This window comes from Marivita sp. (assembly GCF_020055635.1).
Classification (GTDB): Bacteria; Pseudomonadota; Alphaproteobacteria; order Rhodobacterales; family Rhodobacteraceae; genus Marivita.
The window spans coordinates 1-3,894 of record NZ_JAIPUT010000139.1 but is presented as its reverse complement, the minus strand read 5'-3'; the positions used below and the strand labels follow the sequence as shown (position 1 = coordinate 3,894).

Annotated in this window: 5 protein-coding genes and 1 pseudogene; 3 read left to right on the top strand and 3 right to left on the bottom strand. The window is 61.4% G+C overall.

What is annotated here, in order from left to right; translation table 11 throughout:
* Positions 1–294 (bottom strand): annotated as a pseudogene (locus LCF60_RS23700) (transcriptional regulator); the annotation flags it as partial.
* Positions 295–446: 152 nt separating this feature from the next.
* On the opposite strand from LCF60_RS23700, the gene LCF60_RS23695 reads away from it, so the two are divergent.
* The gene (locus tag LCF60_RS23695; RefSeq protein ID WP_292294995.1) at positions 447–671 is read left to right on the top strand and encodes a hypothetical protein; all 225 of its coding nucleotides are present in this window, start codon (positions 447–449) and stop codon (positions 669–671) included.
* A 368-nt stretch (positions 672–1,039) separates the two neighbouring features.
* Here the strand turns inward: LCF60_RS23695 and LCF60_RS23690 are convergent, their stop codons facing one another.
* Positions 1,040–1,234 (bottom strand): LuxR C-terminal-related transcriptional regulator, encoded by a 195-nt coding sequence (locus tag LCF60_RS23690; RefSeq protein WP_292294994.1) that lies wholly within the window; start codon positions 1,232–1,234, stop codon positions 1,040–1,042.
* On the bottom strand, positions 1,231–2,043 hold the full coding sequence (locus LCF60_RS23685; protein ID WP_292294993.1) for a LuxR C-terminal-related transcriptional regulator: 813 nt from the start codon (positions 2,041–2,043) through the stop codon (positions 1,231–1,233). Before LCF60_RS23685 ends, LCF60_RS23690 begins: the two co-directional genes overlap by 4 nt.
* Before the next feature lie 183 nt (positions 2,044–2,226).
* Between LCF60_RS23685 and LCF60_RS23680 the strand changes: the two genes are divergently transcribed.
* Complete coding sequence (locus LCF60_RS23680) at positions 2,227–2,640, top strand: ester cyclase (protein WP_292294992.1); 414 nt, start codon at positions 2,227–2,229, stop codon at positions 2,638–2,640.
* Positions 2,640–3,815, top strand: coding sequence for an MFS transporter (locus tag LCF60_RS23675; RefSeq protein ID WP_292294991.1), 1,176 nt, complete (start codon positions 2,640–2,642; stop codon positions 3,813–3,815). Before LCF60_RS23680 ends, LCF60_RS23675 begins: the two co-directional genes overlap by 1 nt.
* Positions 3,816–3,894: the final 79 nt, after the last annotated feature.

The following is a 3,894-nucleotide window of genomic DNA, read 5'->3' as shown; positions in this document are numbered from 1 at the left end:
GCGGCGCACCGTAACGGCTGCTTCATCCAGCCAGACGGCTTGTCGGTCCGCGTGCACCGTTTCGCCCAGGGCCTTTCGCAACTGCGACAGTTCTTGGCGGAGCGACGCCCGGGCTTGTTCCTCGCTACGATCGGACCAGAGCAGGTCAGCCAGAGCGCTGCGCTCCGCGCGCATCCTGGGCTGAAGAGCTATGTAAGCCAACATACCCTGTGCCCGGCGGCTGAGTCCCGACAGCGGAACGCTGCCCAATTCAGCGCGGAACGGTCCAGTCAAATGCAGTATCAAATGAGGCATGTTCACAGACATTGGCAGAATTCACGTTCTGTTGCGCGGTTTTGACGGAACTATTGCACGGTTTGTCGACCCGGATAGCCTGCATTTTGCGGTTCGATTGCGGGCAGTGTCGAGAATGGAGGCATCACGACACTCAACCAAGGAAAAACCCGATGATCCGCATTCTTTCCAACACCCGCTTCGTCCTCTTTCATAGCAAAGCCATAGCCAACCTTCTGCACCATGTTGATCAAGCTATTCGCATGAAGGCTGATGCACGGCGTCTCGAACTCATGCCGCGCGACCGGCTGGAAGACATGGGCATAGCGCCGCGAACAAAGGTCAACTACCGCAGCAGCGGCGAGCCAGGCCAAGTCGAGCGATCGCAACTTTGGTGATGTGATCGGCTTTTGGTCGGGTATGGTCAACTTAGCTTCGAGTAAAGGCATTTCGGCCCTTATTCGGAGAATTCCCGGATCCCATGGGGGATACCACATCATGGAAGTCTTCGAAGTATATGCCCCGAAAACCCTAATCAGGTGAAGGCTGACACATTGAAGAAGAACGTGCGAGAATGAAAAGCGCTGCTTCTCAAGTATCCCGTCAAAGCAACCGAAAGTAAGGTATTCAGCAGGCTGCCCTTTGAGCAGACTGTGCAACACAACGCACGGGTCGGCAAACCGACAATCACCCACCGCACCGTCAACCGTCATCTATCGAGCTTGGGGGCTTTCTGTAAGTGGTTGGTGAGCCACGGCTACCTGGATCAGAATCCGGTGGACGGCATGACGCTCAAGAAGGAAAAGCACTCCAAGACGCGGTAGATCATCGCAAGATGGGTGCGGACGGTCGATGGGGCGAGGTTTAGGCGATCGGCGATCTGCTGATAGGTCTCGCCACCCGCCAAGGCCTCGCCGATTTGTCGTTCACGAGGGCTCAGAGGATCACCGGTGGCGTTCATGCTGGGGGTGCTTCTTGCCGCAAGGCACCTATCATCCGTGCGTTGTCGAGCGCGATGACACTTTGGTCGGCAAAGGTCTGCGCAAGCGTGGTAGCCTGCGCCCCGAAGGGCCGGACCGACTGCCGGTAAATCGTGAAGGCTCCGACCAAACTATCGCCCGACATCATCGGGATGGCGACGAATGATCGGGCGCCGCCGAGCATAGCGGTCGCATAGCGCAGCGGATCGTCGGTCTGGAATATTTCCTCCGCCCGAACGTCATAGATGTTCACAACGGCATGGCTTGTCGCCAGTCGACCGAGACCAGTGCGTGGGCTGGCCGTGAAGATGCCTTGCGTGTCGAGCCAGTCCCTGAACGGCTCAGGGATGCCCCGTGTGTGACTGGCCGCGTATCTCCCTTGCCCACCATGCTCAAAGAGAATGCCGAACTCCGCCTCGCAGAGGTCAAGTGCAAAACCGAGGATCGACGACATTACGGTGTCGATGTCGCCACGCGACCGGCTGATGATGCGCAGCACCTCGGCGAGCGCCTGCTCGCGACGCAGCGACTCCTCAAGGCTCAGCGCCAGTTCCGAGATGACGGCCGCGTGATCGGTGAGCATCTCCGATGTTGGCAGAGCACCGCCCAGCCGGGCATGCAGGTCCAGCTTGGATGACACTTCGAGCTTGCGGTAGATCGTGGCGAGATGGGTGCGCACAGTCGACGGCGCGATGCCCAGCCGGGCTGCGATCGCCTGATAGGTATCCCCCTGCGCATATGCGCTGGCGATCTCGATCTCGCGGGGACTGAGGATGTCTTCGGGCGACACGGAGGTGGCATGTCCTTTGGCAGGGTCTGTCTCCGATCCTGTTGCACCGGGGTCGATCAGGCAATCCTGCAAATGCAGTAGCCGAATACTGCACTCTCGAAGCTCAAATTACTGCAATTGACCGATGTTTCATGTCCGGCGATGGGCGCATCCTGATCCCGTCATCAATAGGGAGACGGACCAATGACACTCGAACAGACAGCACGGAGCTTTTTCGAGGCCTGCGAAACCGGCGGCGGCTGGGCGGCCTGCAACGCCTTTTGCCATGACAGTGCCAGTTTTGCCTGCCAGGCAGATGCACTCGCCGAGACGACCACGCTGGAGGGCTACACCGAATGGATGAAGGGCCTGTTAGGGCCGATCCCGGACGGGCGCTACGACCTGACCGCCTTTGCCGTGGATGTTGATCGCGGCACGGTGGTCGCCTCGGCTGTGTTCCACGGCACCCAGACCGGCGCGGGCGGGCCGGGCGAGGCGACAGGCAAGTCTGTTGCCTCGGACTATGCCTACGTCATGCGGTTTGACGGAGACCGCATTACGCACATGACCAAGATCTGGAATGACGCGCAGGCGTTGCGTCAACTGGGCTGGGCGTGATGCGCTGGCGCATCCTGGCACTGCTGTTCGCTGCCCGCGTTGGCTTGGGGTTTCAGTTCCAGACCATGGGCGCGGTCGGCGGAAACCTGACGGATGCGTTCGGCCTCGACAATGCGCAGATCGGTCTCATGATCGGTCTGTTCATGGCGCCGGGTCTTTTTTTGGCCCTGCCTGCGGGATTTTCCGGCCGGTTCGCCTCGGACCGCGTGCTTGCCGGGTTTGGGCTTGGCGCGCTGGCGCTCGGCAGCGCGCTGTCGGCAATGGCGTCCGAACCTCCAGGCATCGGGTTTGGGCGTGTCGTCTCCGGCGTCGGGTTCCTGTTCGCTATGCTCTACTTCACCAAGATGGTCGCGGACTGGTTCGAGGGCCGCGAGATCGCCACAGCTATGAGCATCCTCGTGATGAGCTGGCCCTTCGGGATCGCCATGGGACAGGTTGGGCACACCTGGCTGGCCGAGGTTCATGGCTGGCGCGTCCCTTTTGGTGTGGCGGCCATCTGGTGCGCGCTGGCGGCCCTGGCCGTTTTGACCCTCTACCGACCGCCGCATGACCTGCCGTCCCGCACCGCAAGCCGGATCAAGGGACTCTTGCCGCGTGAATGGGGGCTGATCGTCCTGGCGGGTTTCGCCTGGGGTGTGTTCAACGCGGGCTATGTCGTCTACCTCAGCTTCGGCCCGACCATGTTGGAGGCGCAGGGAATGAACACGCTTGCGGCGGCCTCGGTGATCAGCGTCGGCAGCTGGCTGATGATCCTGTCGGGGACCTTTTGCGGCCAGATCGCCGACCGGCTCGGTCGGCGCGAGACGATCCTTGCCGTCTGCATGGCAGGCGCAGTTCTGGCCCTGATGTTGCTGAGCCTGCCTGGCGCGGAGCTGGCGGCAAGCCTGCTCTTCGGTTTGGTCGGCATGGCCCCTGCCGGTGTCATCATGGCGCTGGCAGGTCAGGCCGTCGCGCCCGAAAGACGAGCTTTTGGCATGGGGGTCTTCTTCACTGTCTATTATGCCATCATGACGGCAAGCCCGCCGGTCGCAGGCTGGCTCCTCGACCGGACCGGGACGCCTGAGAGCGCCATCCTCTGCGGCGCTGCGCTCTTTGCCCTTGTTTTCCCTGTGGCCGTTCTGTTCCGGATGCTCAAGACCGGAGCAACCCCCGAACCAATAAAGGAGACCGCCTGATGCTGATCCGCAAGACCATGCTGATCCGGGACCGGACCGAGACCGACGAGTTGGGCGCTCCCTGTGCTCCGCTCACCCG

Coding starts and splice junctions, on each gene's coding strand:
- LCF60_RS23695 (WP_292294995.1), top strand. CDS start 447: ATGATCCGCATTCTTTCCAACACCCGCTTCGTCCTCTTTCATAGCAAA.
- LCF60_RS23690 (WP_292294994.1), bottom strand. CDS start 1,234: ATGAACGCCACCGGTGATCCTCTGAGCCCTCGTGAACGACAAATCGGC.
- LCF60_RS23680 (WP_292294992.1), top strand. CDS start 2,227: ATGACACTCGAACAGACAGCACGGAGCTTTTTCGAGGCCTGCGAAACC.
- LCF60_RS23675 (WP_292294991.1), top strand. CDS start 2,640: ATGCGCTGGCGCATCCTGGCACTGCTGTTCGCTGCCCGCGTTGGCTTG.